Annotated in this window: 16 protein-coding genes; 2 read left to right on the forward strand and 14 right to left on the reverse strand. The window is 59.9% G+C overall.

Annotated features, from left to right (window positions below; all coding sequences use genetic code 11):
• Positions 1 to 130: 130 nt before the first annotated feature.
• Positions 131 to 1,021, reverse strand: a complete 891-nt coding sequence (locus tag ACYQ54_RS05000) for a 50S ribosomal protein L11 methyltransferase (protein WP_460079911.1) — start codon at positions 1,019 to 1,021, stop codon at positions 131 to 133.
• A gap of 138 nt (positions 1,022 to 1,159) precedes the next feature.
• Here ACYQ54_RS05000 and ACYQ54_RS05005 point away from each other — a divergent pair, with 138 nt between their 5' ends.
• Positions 1,160 to 1,726 (forward strand): tetratricopeptide repeat protein, encoded by a 567-nt coding sequence (locus ACYQ54_RS05005; protein ID WP_460079914.1) that lies wholly within the window; start codon positions 1,160 to 1,162, stop codon positions 1,724 to 1,726.
• A gap of 134 nt (positions 1,727 to 1,860) precedes the next feature.
• Here the strand turns inward: ACYQ54_RS05005 and ACYQ54_RS05010 are convergent, their stop codons facing one another.
• The 3 genes from ACYQ54_RS05010 to ligA all read right to left on the reverse strand — a co-directional run bounded on the left by ACYQ54_RS05010 (position 1,861) and on the right by ligA (position 7,460).
• The gene (locus ACYQ54_RS05010; protein ID WP_460079916.1) at positions 1,861 to 4,299 is read right to left on the reverse strand and encodes an ATP-dependent helicase; all 2,439 of its coding nucleotides are present in this window, start codon (positions 4,297 to 4,299) and stop codon (positions 1,861 to 1,863) included.
• 387 nt (positions 4,300 to 4,686) lie between these two features.
• Entirely contained in the window at positions 4,687 to 4,962 is a 276-nt protein-coding gene (locus ACYQ54_RS05015) for a GIY-YIG nuclease family protein (RefSeq protein WP_460079918.1), read from the reverse strand.
• Positions 4,963 to 5,306: 344 nt separating this feature from the next.
• The gene (gene ligA / locus ACYQ54_RS05020) at positions 5,307 to 7,460 is read right to left on the reverse strand and encodes an NAD-dependent DNA ligase LigA (protein ID WP_460079921.1); all 2,154 of its coding nucleotides are present in this window, start codon (positions 7,458 to 7,460) and stop codon (positions 5,307 to 5,309) included.
• 148 nt (positions 7,461 to 7,608) lie between these two features.
• Between ligA and ACYQ54_RS05025 the strand changes: the two genes are divergently transcribed.
• Positions 7,609 to 7,842 carry a hypothetical protein gene (locus tag ACYQ54_RS05025; RefSeq protein ID WP_460079923.1) on the forward strand — a complete coding sequence of 78 codons (234 nt, stop codon included), beginning with the start codon at positions 7,609 to 7,611 and terminating at the stop codon, positions 7,840 to 7,842.
• A gap of 91 nt (positions 7,843 to 7,933) precedes the next feature.
• On the opposite strand, the gene recN is transcribed toward ACYQ54_RS05025, so the two are convergent.
• The 10 genes from recN to murG all read right to left on the reverse strand — a co-directional run bounded on the left by recN (position 7,934) and on the right by murG (position 20,544).
• Positions 7,934 to 9,601 carry a DNA repair protein RecN gene (recN, locus tag ACYQ54_RS05030; protein ID WP_460079925.1) on the reverse strand — a complete coding sequence of 556 codons (1,668 nt, stop codon included), beginning with the start codon at positions 9,599 to 9,601 and terminating at the stop codon, positions 7,934 to 7,936.
• Between the two features lie 122 nt (positions 9,602 to 9,723).
• Positions 9,724 to 10,536, reverse strand: a complete 813-nt coding sequence (locus ACYQ54_RS05035) for an outer membrane protein assembly factor BamD (protein WP_023000501.1) — start codon at positions 10,534 to 10,536, stop codon at positions 9,724 to 9,726.
• Between the two features lie 264 nt (positions 10,537 to 10,800).
• Positions 10,801 to 11,745 (reverse strand): UDP-3-O-acyl-N-acetylglucosamine deacetylase, encoded by a 945-nt coding sequence (lpxC, locus tag ACYQ54_RS05040; RefSeq protein WP_460079928.1) that lies wholly within the window; start codon positions 11,743 to 11,745, stop codon positions 10,801 to 10,803.
• A 255-nt stretch (positions 11,746 to 12,000) separates the two neighbouring features.
• Positions 12,001 to 13,794: a cell division protein FtsZ gene (ftsZ, locus tag ACYQ54_RS05045; protein ID WP_460081682.1), complete on the reverse strand. Its 1,794-nt coding sequence runs from the start codon at positions 13,792 to 13,794 to the stop codon at positions 12,001 to 12,003.
• A gap of 115 nt (positions 13,795 to 13,909) precedes the next feature.
• Positions 13,910 to 15,232 carry a cell division protein FtsA gene (ftsA, locus tag ACYQ54_RS05050; protein ID WP_460079929.1) on the reverse strand — a complete coding sequence of 441 codons (1,323 nt, stop codon included), beginning with the start codon at positions 15,230 to 15,232 and terminating at the stop codon, positions 13,910 to 13,912.
• Complete coding sequence (locus ACYQ54_RS05055; protein ID WP_460079931.1) at positions 15,229 to 16,107, reverse strand: cell division protein FtsQ/DivIB; 879 nt, start codon at positions 16,105 to 16,107, stop codon at positions 15,229 to 15,231. The genes ftsA and ACYQ54_RS05055 overlap by 4 nt, the downstream gene beginning before the upstream one ends.
• Positions 16,108 to 16,130: 23 nt before the next feature.
• Positions 16,131 to 17,057, reverse strand: coding sequence for a D-alanine--D-alanine ligase (locus tag ACYQ54_RS05060; protein ID WP_460079933.1), 927 nt, complete (start codon positions 17,055 to 17,057; stop codon positions 16,131 to 16,133).
• Positions 17,057 to 18,028 (reverse strand): UDP-N-acetylmuramate dehydrogenase, encoded by a 972-nt coding sequence (gene murB, locus ACYQ54_RS05065; RefSeq protein WP_460079936.1) that lies wholly within the window; start codon positions 18,026 to 18,028, stop codon positions 17,057 to 17,059. Before murB ends, ACYQ54_RS05060 begins: the two co-directional genes overlap by 1 nt.
• 12 nt (positions 18,029 to 18,040) lie before the next feature.
• Positions 18,041 to 19,441: a UDP-N-acetylmuramate--L-alanine ligase gene (murC, locus tag ACYQ54_RS05070; protein ID WP_460079937.1), complete on the reverse strand. Its 1,401-nt coding sequence runs from the start codon at positions 19,439 to 19,441 to the stop codon at positions 18,041 to 18,043.
• The gene (murG, locus tag ACYQ54_RS05075; RefSeq protein ID WP_460079939.1) at positions 19,438 to 20,544 is read right to left on the reverse strand and encodes an undecaprenyldiphospho-muramoylpentapeptide beta-N-acetylglucosaminyltransferase; all 1,107 of its coding nucleotides are present in this window, start codon (positions 20,542 to 20,544) and stop codon (positions 19,438 to 19,440) included. The genes murC and murG overlap by 4 nt, the downstream gene beginning before the upstream one ends.
• Positions 20,545 to 20,550 lie beyond the last annotated feature (6 nt).

Raw genomic sequence — 20,550 nt, forward strand, 5'->3', positions numbered from 1 at the left:
ATCGGGTTCAATCAAAGTTCCGAAAAAACCCGGCTCACCCGTAGCCTCATCCTGAGGAGATTGGCGAAGACAATCGTCTAGAAGGATGACGACGTGGTCATTGCAGGCTCCTAGCAAACGGAACCAGTGATCAGGCGTATTTCCTGCCCCGCACGAGGGTCAGTGTCAACCAGCCATCCTTTTCGCCGCGCCGGTCCAGAACGAAGCCCTGACAGCCATAGGCAAACAGGATCCGCGGGCCGTCCTCAACCCTGAGGCCGGAAAGGACAAGCGTTGCGACCGGCGTCATGCTTTCGCCGATGGATTTGGCCATCTTCATCAGGGGCCGCGCCAGAATGTTGGCAATCACCAGATCGAAAGGTCCATAGAGGCGGAAGCGGCGATCTTCGATACCATTGGCGGTAAAGCCCTTGACCAGGTGCCCTGCTCCGTTGAGCCGTGCGTTTTCCAGGGCCGTTTTCGTTGCCACCGGGTCGATATCGGTTGCCAGCACCGTCTGGCGGGATTGAAGCGCAGCAGCGATTGCAAGCACCCCGGTTCCCGTGCCCAGGTCCAGAATGCTGTTATACTCCCGCATGGACAGCAGCCTGTCGATCTCTTCAAGGCACCCGGCCGTCGTGCCGTGGTGGCCGGTTCCGAAGGCAAGCGCCGCTTCGATCTCGATACCAATGGCACCGCCCGGAACCTTGTCCCGGTCATGGCTGCCGTGAACGACGAACCGGCCCGCTTTAACGGGCTTCAGTCCTTCCAGGCTCTTTTCCACCCAGTTGATGTCCGGCAGTTCTTCCGCTTCCAGCGGTGCGGCAAACGCATCCGCGCCGACACGATCGCGAACGGCCGCGGCGGCTTCCTCCGGTTCCATGTCGAACAGGAGGATTTCAGCTGCCCAGAGCCGGCCATCGGGCGTGGCTTCATAAATGGTCACCGGATTGCCGTCATCCTCGAACGCCCGTTCAAGGATCTCGGAGATCCGCTTGGCTTCCAGTTCTTCAGCCGTGATTCGCACCCGGATGGTTTTCATCGCTGCTCGCGCCTGTGGTTATAGGGGTCAAGGCGTGCGGTATAGCGGGAAGCGGCAGGTGATGCCAGCTTGAAACAGCCCATGGACTGGGCAAATCGGGTCTCTGCCCCATTTCAATGGGAAATGTGAGGAAACGCCATGATCAGCCCATTTTCAAAGCCGTTGCGGCAGTCGGTGCTCCTGATGCTGCTAGCAGCCGCGCTTTCCCTTTGCCTGCTTGCAATGCCTGCCCGGGCGACGCCGGAACAGGACGCCCTTTTCAAGGCGTTGAAAAATGCCCCAACGGAAGAAGAAGCCAGCAGGATTGAAGATGACATCTGGACCAGCTGGCTGGATGCGGCACCGACGCCCGAGATCCGGCAAAAGGTGGATGAGGCCATGCGCCGGCGCGATAGCTATGACTTTCAAGGCGCAAAGGTCCTGCTCGACAAGGTGGTGGAAGAGGCTGCGGACTATTCGGAAGGTTGGAACCAGCGCGCCTTCATCCTTTTTCTGCAAGGCAACTACGAAGCCAGCCTGGAAGACATCGAGCGTGCCCTTGCCCTGGAGCCGCGCCACTTCGGGGCCCTGTCCGGCAAGGCAATCATCCTGATGACGCTCGGCCGGGTGGAGTCAGGACAGGAAGTCCTTCGCGAAGCGGTCGGCATTCATCCTTTCCTCAAGGAACGCGACATGCTGATCAAGCCACAAGGCGTTGATCTTTAGGGAAGCTGAGGGGCACGAAGGCATCGTCAGCGCTCGACAAGGCCTACTCAGCACCACACAGAAGAGCTTCCGCAGTTGTTCCGGGAAGAACCATCCAGCAACATTCGACGGAATAAGTCCTGCCCGAGTAAAGCTCAATGCCGTTCGACGAAACTGTCGATGACCTTCTTCACGCCCGCCTTCTCGAAATCGATTGTCAGCTTGTTGCCTTCGATCGACTTGATCGCGCCATAGCCAAACTTGATGTGAAACACCCGTTCGCCAGTAGAAAAGTCTGAAGGCGTGTCACTGACGGATTTCGCGACCAGTTCGCCTTCGATCGTCAGCGGTCCCTGGCGCTTCTGCCGCGCGGACTGATACCCGCGTCCGCCACTGTCGGAAAATCCGCTGGAGGACTGCTTGGCACGCTGCGCACGTTGCCAGCCGGGTGTGGAATAGCTGCCCTTGTCGAAGGGATCATGGCTGTCGAAACGAGACGGGCTGTAACCACCGCCGCCATATCCACCATAGTTTGTCGATGCTTCTGCAATCTCGACATGGTCCGGCGGCAACTCGTCCAGAAAACGGGAGGGAACGGTCGACTGCCAAAGGCCGTGAATGCGCCGGTTGGAGGCAAAATAGAGCTTCGCACGTTTCTTCGCGCGGGTGATGCCGACATAGGCCAGCCGGCGTTCTTCCTCCAGGCCGGCGCGGCCGGATTCGTCCAGCGCGCGCTGATGGGGAAACAGCCCCTCTTCCCAACCGGGCAGAAACACCGTGTCGAACTCCAGCCCTTTGGCCGAGTGCAGCGTCATGATGGACACGGCATCGGTTGCATCCGCGCTGTCCCGGTCCATGACGAGAGAGATGTGCTCCAGAAAACCGGCCATGGATTCAAATTCGTCCATCGACCGGATCAGTTCCTTCAGGTTGTCGAGCCGCCCCGGCGCTTCCGCAGACCGGTCCTGCCGCCACATTTCCGTATAGCCACTTTCGTCCAGAATGATTTCCGCCAGTTCGGTGTGTTTCATCTGGTCGAGCTGACGCCGCCAGCGCTCAAAGTTGTCGAGCACGGATTTCAGCGCGTTACGTGGCTTGGGCTTCAATTCTTCGGTGTCGATGAGCTGGCTGGCTGCCTGCATCAGCGGAATGCGTTCTGCGCGGGCAACGCCGTGGACCAACTTCAGCGTGGCATCGCCCAGACCACGCTTCGGCGTGTTGACGATGCGCTCGAACGCCAGGTCGTCGGCCGGTTGCACAACACAGCGGAAATACGCCATGGCGTCACGGATTTCCATGCGCTCATAGAAGCGCGGACCGCCGATAACCCGATAGTTCAGCCCCAGCGTCACGAACCGGTCTTCAAACTCGCGCATCTGGAAAGATGCGCGCACCAGAACCGCCATTTCGTTGAGCGAATGGCCTTTTGACTGAAGGGATTCGATCTCTTCACCAATGGTGCGGGCTTCTTCTTCGCTGTCCCAGACGGATGCCACCGACACCAGGTCATGGTCGGGCTCTTCGAAATCGGTGAACAGCGTTTTCCCGAGACGACCTTCGTTGAATGCAATCAGGTGGGACGCTGCCGCCAGAATGTGGCTGGTCGAGCGATAATTGCGCTCCAGGCGAATGACCACGGCCCCCTTGAAGTCGTGCTCGAAGCGAAGGATGTTGTCGACCTCCGCCCCGCGCCAGCCGTAAATCGACTGGTCGTCATCGCCGACACAGCAGACATTCGGATTGCCCTGAGCGAGCAGCCGAAGCCACAGGTACTGCGCGATATTGGTATCCTGATACTCGTCCACCAGCATGTAACGGAACCGGCGCTGATATTCCTTCAGAACATCCGGCTGGGTCTTGAACAAGGTGATGACATGCAGCAGCAGGTCGCCGAAATCAGCCGCGTTCAGGATCGACAGGCGTTCCTGATATTCCTCGTAAAGCTTGCGGCCCTTGCCGTTGGCAAACGCCCGTGCCTCGCCCTCGGGAACGTCCTTCGGTCCCAATGCCCGGTTTTTCCAGCTGTCCAGGATGCTGGCGAAAGCCCGTGCGGTCCAGCGCTTGTCATCCAGTCCCTCGGCCTGAATGATCTGCTTGATCAGGCGGATCTGATCATCTGTATCGAGGATCGAGAAAGACGATTTCAAACCGACGAGTTCTGCATGTTTGCGCAGGATCTTCACGCAGATGGAGTGGAACGTGCCAAGCCAGGCCATGCCTTCGACATTGCCGCCGACGAAGCCGGCAATGCGCTCCTTCATTTCGCGGGAGGCCTTGTTGGTGAAGGTAACGGCCAGAATTTCAGACGGCCGCGCCAAACCGGAGGCCAGGATATGCGCAATGCGTGTTGTCAGCACACGGGTCTTGCCCGTTCCGGCCCCGGCCAGCACCAGAACCGGCCCTTCGGTGGTCTCCACCGCAAGTCGCTGTTCCGGGTTCAGACCGGTCAGATAGTCCGGTGCCCGCCGTGCCGCCATCGCCCGGGCCGCGATCCCGCCTTGCGGCCGCACCGGCACAGGCGCAGGCTCCGCCTGCGTGCCGATAGGCTGGAAAGGATCGTCAAAGGAATCGTCGTACCCGTCCGGGTCGGTCATGGTTTACTGGTCCGGTTTCAAGCGCTTGTTTTGAGAACAATATAGCAACAAACCGGCGCTGGCGAGGCGGGAATGTCCGATTTGGTGGGGACAAGGACTGCGCTTTTCTTATTTGGCCCAGCAACTGCGTGAGGCAATTACGGTTTGATAGGCGTCAAGACCGGTGGAGTCCCAAAGTCTTGTGACTCCAGCCAACACCGAGGATTACTGGATCCCGGTCTTGCCGCGTTGCGGCAAACCGGGATGACAAGAAGCAAAGGCAAGTCCTGAAGCCTCTCTTGTCATCCCCGCGTAGGCGGGGATCCAGTAAACAAGGGAGCCTGTTGCTTGACCATGTGGCAGGAGAACAAGCCATGCGCAGCAAACGATCGAAGCAACGCAAAAGTGTCAAACCAGTTTAGGAAACAGGTCGTCCCAGTTTGGATTCCCTTCTTCGATCAAACGGATCTTCCAGGCACGATTCCAGCGTTTGACTTGTTTTTCCCGCTTGATCGCCCACTCGATTTCCTCGTGAACTTCGTAATACACCAACCGATGCACGCCATATTTCGCGGTAAACTGGCTTCCGATGCCTTCACGGTGATGCGAAACCCTGCCCAACAGATCATTCGTCACCCCCGACATAGAGCGTGCCGCCCAGTCCACTTGCAAGAATGTAGACATAGTATTGCTGATCGAGGTGCAACGTGGAGCCTTTGTTGAAATTCTTCCGGGATAAACGTTAGTCCTGCTGCTTTAACGCAGCCGATACCGGTTTCAAATAACCGATGGTTTGCGGTTCCAGCGAGCACAGGGGGGTACTGGATCCCGGTCTTGCAGCTGCGCGTCAAACCGGGATGACAATGGATGGCGGGGTAGTGTGAAATGAAAACAGAGCCCACCTCTCCATTTTGTCATCCCCGCGCAGGCGGGGATCCAGTAAACGCAGGCACCTTTGGAGCAAAATGCCTCTGCCTCGGTCCTTTCGTCAAAAAACCCGGATGACAAAACACGAAGGGAATACTCGCTCAGGCCCCCACCAGATCGAACCAGTCATCCTCGGAGATGACTTCGATCTCCAGCTCCTGCGCCTTTTTCAGCTTGGAGCCCGCGCCGGGGCCAGCCACCACGAGGTCGGTCTTTTTCGACACGGACCCGGCAGTCTTGGCACCGAACCGTTCGGCCATGGCCTTGGCTTCGTCGCGGGTCATGCGCTCCAGCGAGCCGGTAAAGACCACTGTCTTGCCTGCAACCGGTGAGCCGGACGCATTGATCTTTTCCGCATCCTTCGGCGACACCTCGACCAGAAGCGCATCGAGCTGGTCGAGATTATGTTGCTCGGCAAAGAATTCCGCCAGCGCCTCGGCAACGATATGTCCGATGCCGTCGATATCGTTGAGCTCGGTCCAGGCTTCACCCGCCGTGTCGTGCGCCGCCTTCATGGCTGCATAAAACGCCGCCCAGGAGCCATAGGCGCGGGCCAGAAGTTTGGCGTTGCCCTCGCCCACGTGTCGGATACCAAGGGCGAAGATGAAGCGGTGAAGGTCGATTTCACGCCGGGCGTTGATCGCTTCGAAAAGGTTCTTCGCCGAAACGGCACCCCAACCTTCCCGGTTGCGCAGCTTGGTGAGAGAGCGCTTGTCCCGTTCTTCCAGCGTGAAGATATCCGCCGGGGCCATCACCAGCCCTTCCTTGTAGAAGGCGTCGACCTGCTTGTCGCCGAAACCTTCGATGTCGAAGGCATTGCGCGAGACGAAGTGCTTCAGCTTTTCCGTTGCCTGTGCCGGGCAGATCAGGCCGCCGGTGCAGCGGCGCACGGCATCCCGTCGCCCGGTCTTTTCTTTTTCCTCGCGCACCGCGTGACTGCCGCAGGCAGGACAGACTGTTGGAAAATCGAAGGCTTCCGCCCCTTCCGGACGTTTGTCCAGATCGATATCGACAATCTGCGGAATGACATCGCCGGCACGCTGGATCTTTACCGTGTCACCGATGCGAAGATCCTTGCCACCACGGACCGGTTCACCGTCCTGGCCGATGCCCTTGATGTAGTCTTCGTTGTGCAAGGTTGCGTTTGAAACGACGACCCCTCCCACCGTAATCGGCTCCAGCTTGGCAACAGGCGTCAACGCGCCCGTACGGCCGACCTGGATCTCGATGTCGTTGAGTGTGGTATAGGCCTGTTCTGCCGGAAACTTGTGCGCGATCGCCCAGCGGGGAGACCGGGAGACGAAACCGAGCCGCTCCTGCAGGTCCAGTCGGTCGACCTTGTAGACGACACCGTCAATGTCGTAGTCGAGCTGGGAACGGCTTTCCTCGATGCCGTGATAGACACCGAGAAGCTCTTCCACGGTTTCGCAGCGCTTCATCAGGCGATTGATCTGAAAGCCCCAGGCCTCCAGCTGCTTGACCATGCCGAACTGGGTGTCTTCCGGCAGCGCGCTCATTTCGCCCCAGGCATAGGCGAAGAAGCGCAGCGGGCGGGACGCGGTGATCTCGGACTTGAGCTGGCGTAGCGACCCGGCCGCGGCGTTGCGCGGATTGGCGAAAACCTTGCCGCCATTGGCCGCCATGCGTTCATTCAGCGCCTGGAAGTCCTTGTGCGCCATATAGACTTCACCACGCACCTCCACCACGTCCGGAACCGTTCCGGAAAGCTTTTCCGGGATGTCCTTGATGGTCTTCGCGTTCTCGGTGACGTTTTCACCTGTGGTTCCATCACCGCGCGTTGCCGCATAGACCAGGACACCGTTCTCGTAACGAAGAGACAGAGACAGGCCATCGATCTTCGGTTCGGCGGTGACCGCAAGTGCGCCCATCAGCGGATCGAATTTCAGAAACCGCCTGACGCGACCCACAAAATCCCGCACGTCGTCGTCGCTGAAGGCATTGTCCAGTGACAGCATCGGCACCCGGTGAGTGATCTTGCCAAAACCGGACGCCGGTGCCGCCCCCACCTGGGCGGATGGGCCGTCTTCAAGAATCAGATTGGGGAACCGGGCTTCGATAGACGCGTTCCGCCGCCGCAAGGCGTCATAATCCGCGTCCGAGATGACCGGAGCATCTTCCTGGTGATACCGCCGGTCATGTTCGGCGATTTCCGTCGCGAGCCGTTTCAGCTCAACCTGGGCCTCCTCCTGCGTCAGGGCATCGATGTCGGTTTGGGCGAAGGAGGTGTCAGTCATGATGTCTTCACGAAATGTGTCAGCGGGAAAGGCCGAGTTGATGACCGGATTAAATCCGATACCGGAACCGATTGGCGGGCTCAAGCGTTGATAGCACATCGAACCGGCAAAACTCGATGCTGGTCAATGTTGGAATGAGGAGACACGAATGGCTTATCAGGACCGTGAAACGCATTATGTCGAGAAGACTACCGGCAACAGCGCAGGCTGGTTCATGGCCGGGGCGCTTGTCGTCGCGCTGATCGCAGGCGGCCTGCTCTATGCCAATGGCTTTTTCACGAACGACGAAGAGCTGAGCATCGAGCTGAACGTGCCCAATGTGGGTGAAGGCGAACTCAAGCTGCCGGACATGAAGGAAGCACCGCTCGTCAAGGAGCCGTAAGATCTTTTCCAATATGCAAACTGCACCACAGGGCGGGAGCTACGGCTAACCCGCCCTTTTTTTTCGCGCCAACGCACACTGACCGAGGGTACTATTCGGCAGCCGTCAGCAGCCTGCGCGCAGCCGCGCGCGCTTCTTCGGTGATGACGCTGCCGGCAAGCATCCGGGCGATTTCTTCGCTGCGGTGGTCTTCATCGATGCGCTGGACACGCGTCGCGACCCGATCCCGCTTCGTTGCTTCCTTGGCGATCAGGAAATGCCCTGCGGCACGGGCTGCGACCTGCGGCGCGTGGGTAACAGTAAGAACCTGAACGCTGCCGGCAAGCCGCGCCAGACGCAGACCGATGGCCTCGGCCACCGCACCGCCGACACCAGTATCAATCTCGTCGAACACCAGGGTCGGAGCCGAGCCCTTGTCCGCCAGGGACACCTTGAGTGCCAGCAGGAAACGGGAAAGCTCGCCGCCCGACGCCACCTTCATCATGGGTCCAGGCTTCGTGCCCGGGTTGGTCTGGACATGGAATTCCAGCTGATCGATGCCTGAACGACCACGGTTCTCGGAATTGCTTTCCAGTTCGACGATGAATTTAGCCCGCTCAAGCTTGAGATCAGGCAGCTCTGTTTCAACCGCCTTTTCCAATGCCTTGGCTGTCTTGCGCCGCTTGTCGGACAGGTTGGCCGCCTTCTTGTCGTAGTCGGCCCGGGCCTTGCCTGCAGCACTCACCAGCGCCGCCAGCTTGTCCTCACCGGCATCGAGATCGGCCAGATCACCGCTCATGCGGGCACAGAGCGCGGACAACTCGTCAACCGGCACGGAATATTTGCGGGAAGCAGCGCGAAGCGCAAACAGACGCTCTTCGACCGCTTCCAGTTCGCGCGGGTCATATTCAGTCTCGCGAAGCGCTGTTTCCAGTCCGCCCCGTGTTTCCTCCAGAAGGTCCAGTGCTTCGGCAAGCGTGCGGACAGGCAGGCCAAGCAGATTGGGCACCTGGTCGGCCTTTCGCTCCAGCCGCCGCAACAAGCTGGCAAGCTCGGGGATCGGCGAAGCAGTGCCGTTCAAGGTTTCGAAGGCTTCGTTGAGATCGCCTGCGATCTTCTCGACCGCCATCATGTCCGTCCGCCGGGCGGCGAGTTGCTCCTCTTCGCCGGTTTCCGGTTTCAGCACCGACAACTCATCAACGGCAGAGCGCAGGAAATCGGCTTCGTTGCGCGCAGCCTCGATCCGCTTTTCATGGTCGGTCACTGCCTTGTCGGCTGCGCGATAGGTGGCAAAGGCCTGCGCAACGGCTTCGGCCTCGGTCGTCAGTCCTCCGAACACATCGATGAGGGCACGGTGGCTTTCCGGGTCAACCAGGGCGCGGTCGTCATGCTGCCCGTGAATTTCCACCAGAAGTGCGCCCGCCTGGCGCAGCAGCCCCGCACTGACAGGCTGATCGTTGACGAACGCCCTTGTACGGCCGTCGGATGTCTGGATACGGCGCAGAATGATATCGCCGTCGTCATCAACGTCGTTCTCGCGCAGAAAGGTGCGGACGGGATGGTTCGCCGCCACATCGAAGACGGCAGTCACCTGCCCTTGCGCTTCGCCGTGCCGCACGAGATCGGCATCGCCGCGAGCCCCCAGTGCCAGCGACAGGGAATCGAGAAGGATGGACTTGCCCGCACCGGTCTCGCCGGTCAGAACCGACATGCCGGCAGCAAATTCGAGGTCAAGACGGTCGATCAGAACGATGTCACGGATAGACAGCGCGACCAGCATGAAGGGATGCTCCTTAAAGTTCGGCCCACCATATAGGAGGACCGAAGCGTCTTGAAAGAGCCTGTTTGGGCCTTTTCAACCTCATTTGCGAGGCTGAAGCCAATTCGGGATTAAACTGGGCGTCAGATGCTCTTGAAGGCGCGGCTGATCCAGCTGCCGCTGTCTTCGGAAGGTTCGTATCCACCCTTGTTCAGCAGCGAATAGGCGTCCTTGTACCACTGGCTGTCCGGATAGTTGTGCCCGAGCACGGCCGCGGCCGTCTGCGCCTCGTTGACGACACCGAGCGCGTAATAGGCTTCGGTCAGACGGAACAGGGCTTCTTCCACGTGGCGAGTGGTCTGGTAATCGACAACAACCGTCTTGAAGCGGTTGATGCCTGCAATGTAGTTGCGCTTCTTCAGATAGAAGCGGCCAACCTGCATTTCCTTGCCGCCGAGCTGGTCGTGCACGATCCGCAGCTTGCTTTCAGCGTCCGGCACATACTCTGATTCCGGGAACCGCTGGATCAGCTCGTTAAAGGCACCGGCTGCCTTGCGGGTCACTGCCTGGTCGCGGGTAATGTCCGGCATCTGGCGGAAATAGGCCTGCCCGGCGAGATACAGCATGTAGGCTGAATCCTCATCCCCCGGATAAAGCGTCACGAACCGCTTCGCCGCGGTCACGGTTTCCGTGTACTTGCCGCGCGAATAGTTCAGGAACGCCAGGTTCACCAGCGATTTCTTGGAATATTCCGAATAGGGATAAAGCTTGTCGAGCTCTTCGAACTTCTGGGTCGAATCGCGCAGTTTGCCTTGCGCACGCAGGGACAGGCCTTCGTTGAACAGAACTTCCGGCGGCGTATCGTTGAGCGCCAGCTCGTCGAGATCATCCTTGCCGCCGCATGCGGCAAGCGCAAGCGGCACTGCCAGAACAGCCAGTCTCAGGAAGGTCTTCATGTGTTTGGCTCTGCTCACTTCAGAACCAGTATCCATTCCGTTCACGCCTATACTCCCGGGCCTTTAAAGCCCCTAAGGCCCGTGTCATAGGGCCTTGCAAATTTATCGACAGGAGTGTTTAGCGGAAATCACCGGTCCCCGTCACGTCCTCATCGGCCATCTGACGGTTTTTTTGAGCAATTTTATGGCAACCGGTCCAAATAGGTTCCGAATTCCGCCGAAAAGAAAACGGCCGCTCCAATGAAGCGGCCGATCAAATTTATATCAGGAAACGTCCGGGCCGAAAGCGGCTGCGGCTGCGATACCGCCCTTGTCGACCTGACCGACCTTGCGGAAGGCAGGCGACTCGACGATTTCGAACGCGCTCGGGTCTTCGAACAGCTTGACCAGAATTGCATGGTTCATCTTGTGACCGCCCTTGTAAGAGCGGTAGAGCCCCAGGATCGGCAAGCCGGCGAGAGCCAGATCGCCAACGGCATCCAGGGCCTTGTGACGTGCAAATTCGTCCGGCCAGCGAGTTCCTTCCGGATTGAGAACCTTGTCCTCGGAGATCGCCACGGAGTTTTCCAGAGAAGAGCCGAGGGCAAAGCCCATCTTCCAGAGCTGTTCGACATCCTTCACGTATCCGAAAGTACGTGCCCGGGAAAGCTCCTCGCGGAACACGTCCGGCGTGATGTCGGAAGCAAACTTCTGGCGGCCGATCAGCGGTGTATCGAAATCGATGGTGATGTCGAACTTGGTGCCGTTGTAAGGATGCAGCTCGCACCAGGCCGTGCCATTGTCGACACGAACGGTCTTCTTCACCTTCAGATACCGGCGTCCCCGGTCCAGGCGCTTCAGGCCGATCTGCTCGATCGCTTCGACAAACTCGACGCTGCTGCCGTCCATGACAGGCATTTCCGGTCCGTCGATTTCCACGATCAGATTGTCGACCCCCATGCCGAACAGTGCGGCCATGAGATGTTCGACAGTCGCGACACCTTCAGTGGACGGATCGCCAAGCACGGTGCAAAGCGCGGTTGCGGATACCTTGTTCCACAAGGCCGGAACTTCAGTGGAATTTTCCTGGTCGGTGCGGGTGAACACAATCCCCACACCAGCTTCGGCCGGTACGAGAGTGATCGACGCAGGCTTGCCCGAATGAACGCCTATACCGGTCAGGGTCACCTGATCGGCCAGCGTCGTCTGTCGGTCAACAAATGCGGTCATAAACCCTGCCCTTCAATTTGCGGCGGAAACAAGCCCTTTATTTGCCCTTTCAGGGTTACGGACTTTTAACGATCCCGCGTTGGCTGGGAACATAGTCCCGAACCCCTCTTGGGCGAAATAAAGCTTTATTACGATTTGTAACGATTCACAGGCTTGCAACACACTGAATTGAAAAGGGAATTCGTTCCGTTACGGAAACAGCCCGGAGTGTGAACTCCGGGCTGTGACGATCAGGGAAGATGATCGGGTGTCGAATCAGTTGGCCTGGCGGCGGAGAAACGCCGGAATTTCCAACTGTTCGTCTTCAGTCGCGCTGACCGGCTTCGGCGTTGCCCGCCCGGTGTTGTCCAGCTGACCTGCGGCTCCATGAGCTGCCGGGCGTTGCTGGGGTGCACGCGGAGCGGCCTGCTGGGCCGGCTGCATCTGCGGAGCGGGACGGGCAACCGGTGCGGCAGCCATGTCATGCTCCTGATCTTCTTCATGGTGACGGCCAAGGCCGCTTGCCAGACGACGCAGCAGCCCCATCGGGCGGCGGTCGTCTTCGCCGTGCTCTTCATAGCTCTGTGCCGGAGCAGCATACTGGGGTTGCTGCTGAGCAGCGGCCTGCTGAGGGGCTGCCTGCTGAGGCTGGGCAACACTTGCAGTCTGCTGCTTGGCCTGGATCTCACGCTGAGCGATCGGCGGGAAATCCTCGACGCGCGGCATACGCGGCGCAGGGTTGTGCTCGGCGGCAACCGGCGGAATGTAGGGCTGGCTGACCGGCATGTCTTCGGCAACAGGTGCCCGGGCTTCGTCTTCGATGTCGAGCATCTGCGATTTGGCCGCAAGCGATCCTGCAGTCGGCTGCACCTTCTTGATCTCTACAGCCGGGTCGCTGGCAACGGACACGGGCTGAGGATCCGGAATGGCAAGTTCCCGTTCCAGATTGGCAACGGCCTTGGCAGCGGCATTTTCCGCATGAGCCTTTTCAGCCATGGCTGCCGGGCGTGCGGTGTTGATTTCCGGTGTCCGGCTTACCACCGACGCTTCGGCCTTTACAGGCTGAGCTTCTGTTCCGGGAAACGTGTTGGCCGCAAAGCCTTCCTCCCTGTCAATGCCTGTTGCAACGACGGACACGCGGATGAGACCGTCCAGTGTCTCGTCAAAGGTTGCGCCCAGAATGATGTTGGCGTCAGCGTCCACTTCCTCACGGATGCGGGTTGCCGCTTCATCCACTTCGAACAGCGTCAGGTCATTGCCGCCGGTGATGGAGATGAGCAGGCCTCTGGCGCCTTTCATCGAGGATTCGTCGAGCAGCGGGTTGGCAATGGCAGCTTCGGCCGCCTGCTGAGCACGCTTTTCGCCGCTGGCTTCGCCGGTGCCCATCATGGCCTTGCCCATGCCGCGCATAACGGAGCGAACGTCGGCGAAATCGAGGTTGATGAGACCTTCCTTCACCATCAGGTCGGTGATGCAGGCAACACCCGAATAGAGCACCTGGTCGGCCATCGCGAAAGCGTCGGCGAAAGTGGTCTGAGCATTGGCAATCCGGAACAGGTTCTGGTTCGGAATGACGATCAGTGTGTCGACACTCCGCTGCAGTTCCTCGATACCGGAATCGGCGATCCGCATACGGCGTGCGCCTTCGAACTGGAACGGTTTGGTCACCACACCTACCGTCAGTATACCCTGCTCGCGGGCCGCCCGTGCGATAACGGGAGCTGCACCGGTGCCGGTTCCACCGCCCATGCCGGCGGTGATGAACACCATGTGCGATCCGGACAGGTGATCGTTGATTTCGTCGATCACTTCCTCGGCAGCTGCGCAGCCGACTTCCGGCTGGGAGCCTGCACCAAGACCTTCGGTCACGGCCACGCCCATCTGGACGAGCCTGTCTGAATGGTTCATGGCCAGTGCCTGGGCATCCGTGTTGGCAACGACGAAGTCGCAGCCCTGGAGACCTGCAGTGATCATGTTATTGACGGCGTTTCCGCCCGCGCCGCCTACGCCGAAGACCGTAATGCGTGGCTTCAGCTCCTGAATGTCGGGCATCTTCAGGTTGATGGTCATATTATCCTCGCGACCCACTGGCGCCCCCGGTACGGGAGTAGCCTCTTCTTCCCTAATCTCCTCTGCCATTCCTGGCAGCTCAACTTCCTGGATGTCGTCTTCTTGGCTCATGTCGTCAGAAGCTTTCCCTGATCCATTGGCCCACACGGGCCAGGTAACCAGATTGCCCGCCCCACCCTGATCTCCGGTTCTTGTGTTCGAACTGTTCGATCTGAGCGACCTGCGGATAAATCAAGAGGCCAACAGCGGCGGCGAAAGCCGGACCTTTGGCAGCCTCGGGAAGACCGGCGACGCCTAGAGGCCGGCCAAGACGGACGTTGCGCCCCAGGATGTGACGCGCAACTTCTCCAAGACCCGTGAGCTGACTTGCTCCCCCGGTCAGAACGATCTGCTTACCGACACGCCCGGCAAAGCCGGACGCCGTAAGCCGATCTCTCACGAGTTCTAGGATTTCTTCCACGCGCGGCCGGATAACCCGGGTCAACGCCGAGCGCGGGATCTGGTTCGGCAGGTCGCTGTCGCTTTCCAGCGGCGGCACCGTGAGCAGGTCACGGTCGTCCGAGCTGGAGGCCAGCGGCGAGCCATAAAGAGTTTTCAGGCGCTCCGCATCCTGCAGACGGGTGGCGAAAGCGCGGGCGATATCGGTGGTGACGTGATTGCCGCCAACGGCAATCGCATCCAGGTGCACCATGTGACCGTCGACAAAAACGGACAGTGTCGTCGTACCGCCGCCCATGTCGATGCAGGCGACGCCAAGCTCGGCTTCGTCGTCGACGATGGTGGACAGGCCACTGGCAAACGGCGTCGCCACCATGGTTTCCACATGAAGGTGGCCGCGGTTGATGCAAAGTTCCAGGTTGCGCACGGGCGGCACTTCCGCCGTCACCACCTGCATGTCAACGCCCAGCTTGTGGCCCATCATGCCGCGCGGGTCCCGGATGCCGCGGCTGCCGTCAAGCGAATAGGAGATCGGCAGCGCGTGGGTCACGGCCCGGCCGTCCGTCACGGAGTGGCTGGAACCGGCGGACAGCACCCGCTGGATGTCGGCCTCGGACACGCTGTCGCCAGCCAGCGGAACGTTGGCGCTGTAGATTTCGCTCTGCAGACGGCCGCAGCTGATGTTCGCGATCAGGGATTCCACCGTGACACCGGCCATGCGCTCGGCACTGTCGACTGCCAGGCGGATCGCCTGCTCGGCAGCATCCATATCCACGACAACACCGGACTTGATACCGCGCGAGCGCTGATAACCGTAGCCCAGCACTTCCACCTTGTGGGAGCGGCTGGACAGGATCGCTTTTTCTTCCTGCGGCACCAGTTTGGCGATGAGGCAGCAGACCTTTGTGGAGCCCACGTCGAGAACCGACATGATGACGGCACGGCGGCTCGGCAGCGGCCGCATCTTGGGCAGGTAGAGATTGTTCTCGGAGCGGCTCATGTGTCACGCTCCTTCTTGCCGGAACGGCCTTTGCCGCCGGTCATGACCTTGCGTTGTTCGGCAGCCTCGTCGGAGAGGCGCACGGTCACGCGGTCTGCCAGACGCATGTCGATGGCAACGATATCCCGGGACAGAAGCCCGCTTTCTTCATCCATTTTCACCAGATCTGCCAGAGCGGCGTCGATGTTGTCTTGGGGCAAGCGGATTGAAATCCCATTCTCAAGCTGCAGGTCCCAGCGGCGATCGCTGATCAGGAAAGCTGCCCGCACGCGCGGGCGCAGACCCGGAACCTTTTCCAGGGCGGTGTTGATCTCGGACGCACGGCGTTGAGCGCCGTGGTTCACGACAAGAAGCAGATTGGCATAACGCCCATCCACATCGTCGGTGATCACGTCACCTGATTCGTTTACGATCGAGACCAGGTCGCCGCGCTGCCAAAGCGCATAGGGAACCCGTTCCTCGATATTGATCTGCAGCGTGCTCGGATAGAGCTTCATGACCGAAGCGCTCTTCACCCAGGCCATCTGGTTGAGGCGCTCACGGGCGCTGTTGGCATCAAACAGGGCCAGCGAAGAACCTTCGTGGATCTCCAGGGCTTCCAGGATCTGGAACTCGTTGATCTCACGCTGGCCTGACAGCTTGACCGCCTCGATCCCGAACCCTGCGGCGGACAGGAGACTGTCCGCGACAATCCGGCCATGCCCCCCTATGACTATTCCATAACCAATTGTTAAGGTTAAGAAAGTCAGTGCAGCAGCAGATCCGGACCAGCGCGGCAGGTCTGCCAGACGCCCGGCCGAACGCCACACCGGCTGGCGGTGCAAACGCGGTACACCGCGCCCACGCGGAGCCAGCTCGGCCTCCAGCGGGGTCATTGTATCCCGGTAATGTTTGCGCCTTAACGACAGCAACTCGCGTCCTCAACCATCCAGCTGACCAGGTCCTTGAAACTCATCCCCTTGTGGGCCGCCATTTCGGGCACAAGAGAAGTCGGCGTCATGCCTGGCTGCGTGTTCACTTCTAGGCAAATCAGTTCTCCGGACCCGTCTTCCGTCTCATCGAATCGGAAGTCTGCGCGGGAAACACCGCGACAACCCAAAGCCTGATGCGCCTTAACTGCTAGTGTCTCTACGGTTTGGTAAACAATCGGTGAAATTTTTGCAGGAAGAATGTGTTTTGAACCACCTTGTGCATATTTTGCGTCGTAATCGTAGAAGCCGTGACCTAACGGCACTATGTCGATGACGCCCAGGGCGGTGTCGTCCATGACGGCACAGGTCAGCTCCCGTCCCCGGATGAACTTTTCACACATCAGCGTATCGGGATACGGCCAGTCCTCACGCCCCAGTTCCTGTGGCGGAAACTCTTGATCTTCCTTGACTATCAGCACTCCGAAGCTGGATCCCTCGTTGATGGGTTTCAGCACATAGGGCGGCTTCATCGGGTGCTCGCGGGTGATCTCCCGGCGGTTCACCACAAGGTGTTCTGTCACCGGAATTCCGGCTGCATTCATCACCGCTTTTGCCTTCACCTTGTTCATTGCAAGGCTCGAGGCGAGCACACCGGAATGTGTGTACGGGATGTTAAGAACTTCTAATATTCCCTGAACGCACCCATCCTCGCCGAAGGGTCCATGGAGGGCGTTAAAGGCGACATCGGGCTTCAAATCTTTGAGAACAGCGGAGATGTCGCGGTTGACATCGACCCGGGTCACTCGATAGCCGGCTTCCTCGAGCGCGTCGGCACACCCCTTGCCGCTGGCAAGGCTCACCGGACGTTCGTTAACCCATCCCCCCATCAGTACGGCGACGTGTTTGCTGGCCATCAGGCAGCCTCCCCTTCCTTGCCCAGGAACGGTTCGATTGCCCCTTCGGCACCGAACTCTCCCAGGCGCTTGATCTCCCATTCCAGACGGATGCCGCTGTGCGCGAGCACTCGCGACCGAACGGTTTCACCGAGAAGTTCGAGATCGCGACCGGTGGCCGTGCCTGTGTTGATCATGAAGTTGCAGTGCATTTCGGACATTTGCGCGCCCCCGACAGTCAAGCCACGGCAGCCGGCCGCATCAACTTCCTTCCAGGCCGACGTTCCCGGCGGGTTCTTGAAGGTGGATCCGCCGGTTTTTTCTCGGATCGGCTGGGCGCGTTCACGGTGGGCGACAACGTCAGCCATCTCGTGGCGGATCGAGGCCTCGTCCTGAGGCACACCTTCAAGGACGGCGGAGGTGAAGATCAGGTCTTTCGAAGCATCCGAATGGCGATAGGCATAGCCCATGTCCGCGTTGGTCAAAACATGCAGGTTGCCGTCGCGGTCGACGGCGGTCAGTTCCACCATGCGCTCTCGGGTTTCCGTGCCATGAGCGCCTGCATTCATGCGCAGTGCACCACCAAGACCGCCCGGAATACCGGTGTAGAAGGCAAACCCGCCAAGACCCGCCTTGGCCGCAGCTTCTGCCAGACGCTTGTCCGGCACCGCTGCTCCCGCCTTCAACCTGTTGCCGCCGATGTCCTCGACCGATCCGAAGCCCTTGGCGCTCAAGCGGATGACAACACCCTTGAGCCCGCCATCGCGGATCAGCAGGTTGGAGCCAAGCCCCACCGGAAGCACGGGAATATCTTTCGGCAGTTTTTTCAGGAAGGCGGCCAGGTCGTCTTCGTCCGCCGGCTGGAACATCAACTGGGCCGGTCCGCCGGTGCGGAACCACGTGACCGCGGACAGCGGCTGATTGGCTGTCAGCTTGCCCCGGATACCTTCGGCAAGCTCCGGATACTGCTTCAGCAGATCGGCAAACGCCATGAGACGTCCTCCTTAAAGCTCTTCCAGCTGTTTCGGCAGCGCGTAGGCCCACTGGGTGATGTTTCCGGCCCCAAGGCAGACAACGAAGTCACCTGGCTCGGCAAGCTCCCTGATCAACGCCGGCAAGTCTTCCGGCCCCTCGATCGCCCTTACGTTCCTGTGGCCACGGGTTTTCATGCCCGAGACCAGATCCGTATGGGCGGCGCCCTCGATCGGCTGCTCACCAGCCGCATAGACCGGTGCAATGATCACCGCGTCGGCATCGTTGAAGCAGTTGGAGAAGTCGTCGAAAAGGCTGTGCAGGCGCGTGTAGCGATGCGGCTGCATGACCGCGATCACCTTGCCCTTGGTCGACTCGCGTGCGGCATGGAGCACCGCCTTGATTTCAACCGGATGGTGGCCGTAGTCGTCGAATATCTGGATGCCATCAACCGTGCCCGTGTGCGTGAAGCGCCGCTTGACGCCGCCGAAACCCGCTATCCCATTCCTGAGATCATCCGCACCGACACCCAGTTGCCAGGCCACTGCAATCGCGGCAGTGGCGTTGGACACGTTGTGAAGCCCCGGCATCGGCAGTACCAGCTCCTTCAATTCGGTCACCTGGCCGCTCCGGCGGTCTCGAAGGGTAACGGAAAAGATCGATTTGCCGCCGTCCATCGAGACATCCGTGTAGCGGACATCGGCCTGCGGATTGGCACCATAGGTGACGACCCGCCGGTCTTCGATGGTCCCGATCATCGTCTGGACTTCCGGATGGTCGAGACACATGACCGCAAAGCCGTAGAAGGGCACGTTTTCGACAAATTGCCGGAAGGCGGCACGCACCCCGGCGAAGTCGCCGTAATGGTCCAGATGCTCCGGGTCGATGTTGGTGACGATGGCAACGTCCGCCGGCAGCTTGACGAAGGTGCCGTCGCTCTCGTCTGCCTCGACCACCATCCAGTCGCCCTCGCCCATGCGGGCATTGGTGCCGTAGGCGTTGATGATGCCGCCGTTGATGACGGTCGGATCCAGCCCACCGGCATCCAGAAGGGCTGCCACCATGGAGGTGGTCGTTGTCTTGCCGTGGGTGCCGCCAACGGCAATCGCCTGCTTGAAGCGCATCAGCTCGGCCAGCATTTCCGCCCGCCGCACCACCGGAATAAGCTTTTCACGGGCCGCAACCAGTTCCGGATTGTCCTTCTTGATGGCGGACGACACGACAAGAACCTCGGCATCACCCAGGTTTTCCGCGGCATGGCCAACAGTTACCTTGATGCCGTTGTCTCGCAGGCGCTGAACATTGGCGTTTTCCGCCATATCCGACCCTTGCACCGTATAGCCGAGGGTCTTCAGCACTTCGGCGATGCCGCTCATGCCGATGCCGCCAATGCCGACGAAATGAACCGGTCCGATGTCCTGCGGCATCTTCATGGCCGTTCTCCTTGGTTTGCTGCGACCTTCTCGACGAGGTCGGCAAGTCTTTTCACCGCATCAGGCCTGGCAACACTGCGCGCCTTTTGCGCCGCGTCGCTCAGCATTTCGGGTGCATTCATGAAACGGGTGATTTCCTGCGCCAGCCGCTCCGGAACGAGGTCTGCCTGACGGATCGGCCAGGCACCGCCTGCTTTTTGAAGCACCTTGGCATTGGCAGCCTGGTCCTGGTCGATGGCACCAGGCAACGGCACCAGAATGGACGGGCGACCGAGCACGCTGAGCTCACTCACCGACGAAGCGCCTGACCGGCAAATCACCAGATGCGCCTGGGCAATCCGCTGAGGCATGTCCTGGAAAAACGGCGCGCATTCGGCCAGAACGCCCAGGTTGTCGTAAACTTCCTGTACCCTCTCCATGTCCTCCGGACGGCATTGCTGCACGATCCGCAAACGGGCGCGGACGTCGGCAGGCAGTTTTTCAAGTGCTGGCGGCAAGAGATCGGAAAAGAAGCGCGCGCCCTGGGACCCGCCGAAGACCAGCAGGTTGAACGTTCCATCGGCCAGCGGGGCTGAATAAGGCAACTCCGCAGCCGCCAACACGGCATCCCGAACAGGGTTGCCCGTTTCGGTCAACTTGGCCTTGAAATCTGCCGGCAGGTCTTCAATCGGCACGCTTGTGGCAATTGCGGTCACGCCTTTCGCCAACAGGCGGTTGGCCCGTCCCATGACGCCGTTTGCCTCATGCAGAATTGAGGGCGTGCCGGTGAGCCGGGCAGCATACATCGGCGGAAACGTCGGGTAGCCGCCAAACCCCGCCACGACGTCCGGCTTCAAGGCCTTGATCACCTTGCGTGCCTGCAGCGTTCCAAAAAACAGCTTCAGAGCGGTCTTTGCCAGCAGGAAGGGATTACGACCCCTAATGGTTTCCGAGGAGATGATATGCACGTTGCGAGCCGGAAAGGCCGTGCCGTATTTGTCGGCTCGCTCATCCGTTGCAAGCTCCACGGTCCAGCCGCGCCGGATCAGCTCGCTGGCAAGCGCCTGTGCGGGAAAGAGGTGGCCGCCCGTTCCGCCGGCCGTCAGTAAAACAGTTTTGCTCATAAGTAC

Source organism: Roseibium sp. LAB1 (assembly GCF_054658235.1).

Bases quoted from the DNA above. Each gene is read 5' to 3' on its own strand.
- ACYQ54_RS05000 (WP_460079911.1), bottom strand. From the start codon at position 1,021: ATGAAAACCATCCGGGTGCGAATCACGGCTGAAGAACTGGAAGCCAAG.
- ACYQ54_RS05005 (WP_460079914.1), top strand. From the start codon at position 1,160: ATGATCAGCCCATTTTCAAAGCCGTTGCGGCAGTCGGTGCTCCTGATG.
- ACYQ54_RS05010 (WP_460079916.1), bottom strand. From the start codon at position 4,299: ATGACCGACCCGGACGGGTACGACGATTCCTTTGACGATCCTTTCCAG.
- ACYQ54_RS05015 (WP_460079918.1), bottom strand. From the start codon at position 4,962: ATGTCTACATTCTTGCAAGTGGACTGGGCGGCACGCTCTATGTCGGGG.
- ligA (WP_460079921.1), bottom strand. From the start codon at position 7,460: ATGACTGACACCTCCTTCGCCCAAACCGACATCGATGCCCTGACGCAG.
- ACYQ54_RS05025 (WP_460079923.1), top strand. From the start codon at position 7,609: ATGGCTTATCAGGACCGTGAAACGCATTATGTCGAGAAGACTACCGGC.
- recN (WP_460079925.1), bottom strand. From the start codon at position 9,601: ATGCTGGTCGCGCTGTCTATCCGTGACATCGTTCTGATCGACCGTCTT.
- ACYQ54_RS05035 (WP_023000501.1), bottom strand. From the start codon at position 10,536: ATGAAGACCTTCCTGAGACTGGCTGTTCTGGCAGTGCCGCTTGCGCTT.
- lpxC (WP_460079928.1), bottom strand. From the start codon at position 11,745: ATGACCGCATTTGTTGACCGACAGACGACGCTGGCCGATCAGGTGACC.
- ftsZ (WP_460081682.1), bottom strand. From the start codon at position 13,794: ATGACCATCAACCTGAAGATGCCCGACATTCAGGAGCTGAAGCCACGC.
- ftsA (WP_460079929.1), bottom strand. From the start codon at position 15,232: ATGAGCCGCTCCGAGAACAATCTCTACCTGCCCAAGATGCGGCCGCTG.
- ACYQ54_RS05055 (WP_460079931.1), bottom strand. From the start codon at position 16,107: ATGACCCCGCTGGAGGCCGAGCTGGCTCCGCGTGGGCGCGGTGTACCG.
- ACYQ54_RS05060 (WP_460079933.1), bottom strand. From the start codon at position 17,057: ATGGCCAGCAAACACGTCGCCGTACTGATGGGGGGATGGGTTAACGAA.
- murB (WP_460079936.1), bottom strand. From the start codon at position 18,028: ATGGCGTTTGCCGATCTGCTGAAGCAGTATCCGGAGCTTGCCGAAGGT.
- murC (WP_460079937.1), bottom strand. From the start codon at position 19,441: ATGAAGATGCCGCAGGACATCGGACCGGTTCATTTCGTCGGCATTGGC.
- murG (WP_460079939.1), bottom strand. From the start codon at position 20,544: ATGAGCAAAACTGTTTTACTGACGGCCGGCGGAACGGGCGGCCACCTC.